The 268-nt window shown below is 41.0% G+C and carries 1 protein-coding gene; it reads left to right on the forward strand.

Annotated elements, in window-relative coordinates:
- Positions 1-268: helicase C-terminal domain-containing protein (locus AAEY83_RS15440; RefSeq protein ID WP_351060318.1), on the forward strand; the 268-nt coding region annotated here is incomplete at both ends.

Raw genomic sequence — 268 nt, forward strand, 5'->3', positions numbered from 1 at the left:
GAACTTAATAATTACTAAAATTCCGTTTGCTGTACCTACTTCGCCAATAGAAGAAGCGCAAGCAGAATTTGTACAAAGCAAAGGTGGTAACCCGTTTTTAACGATTACCGTGCCAGATGCCGCAAAGAAATTGGTACAAAGCTGTGGTAGACTGCTGCGAAAAGAGAGTGATGAAGGCTGTATTACTATTCTCGATAGACGCTTAGTTACTAAGCGATACGGTAAAGCCATGCTCGACACCCTACCACCTTTTAAAAGACAAATAGAT

It is taken from the genome of Psychrobacter sp. TB20-MNA-CIBAN-0197, from assembly GCF_040309765.1.
GTDB classification, from domain to species: Bacteria; Pseudomonadota; Gammaproteobacteria; order Pseudomonadales; family Moraxellaceae; genus Psychrobacter; species Psychrobacter submarinus.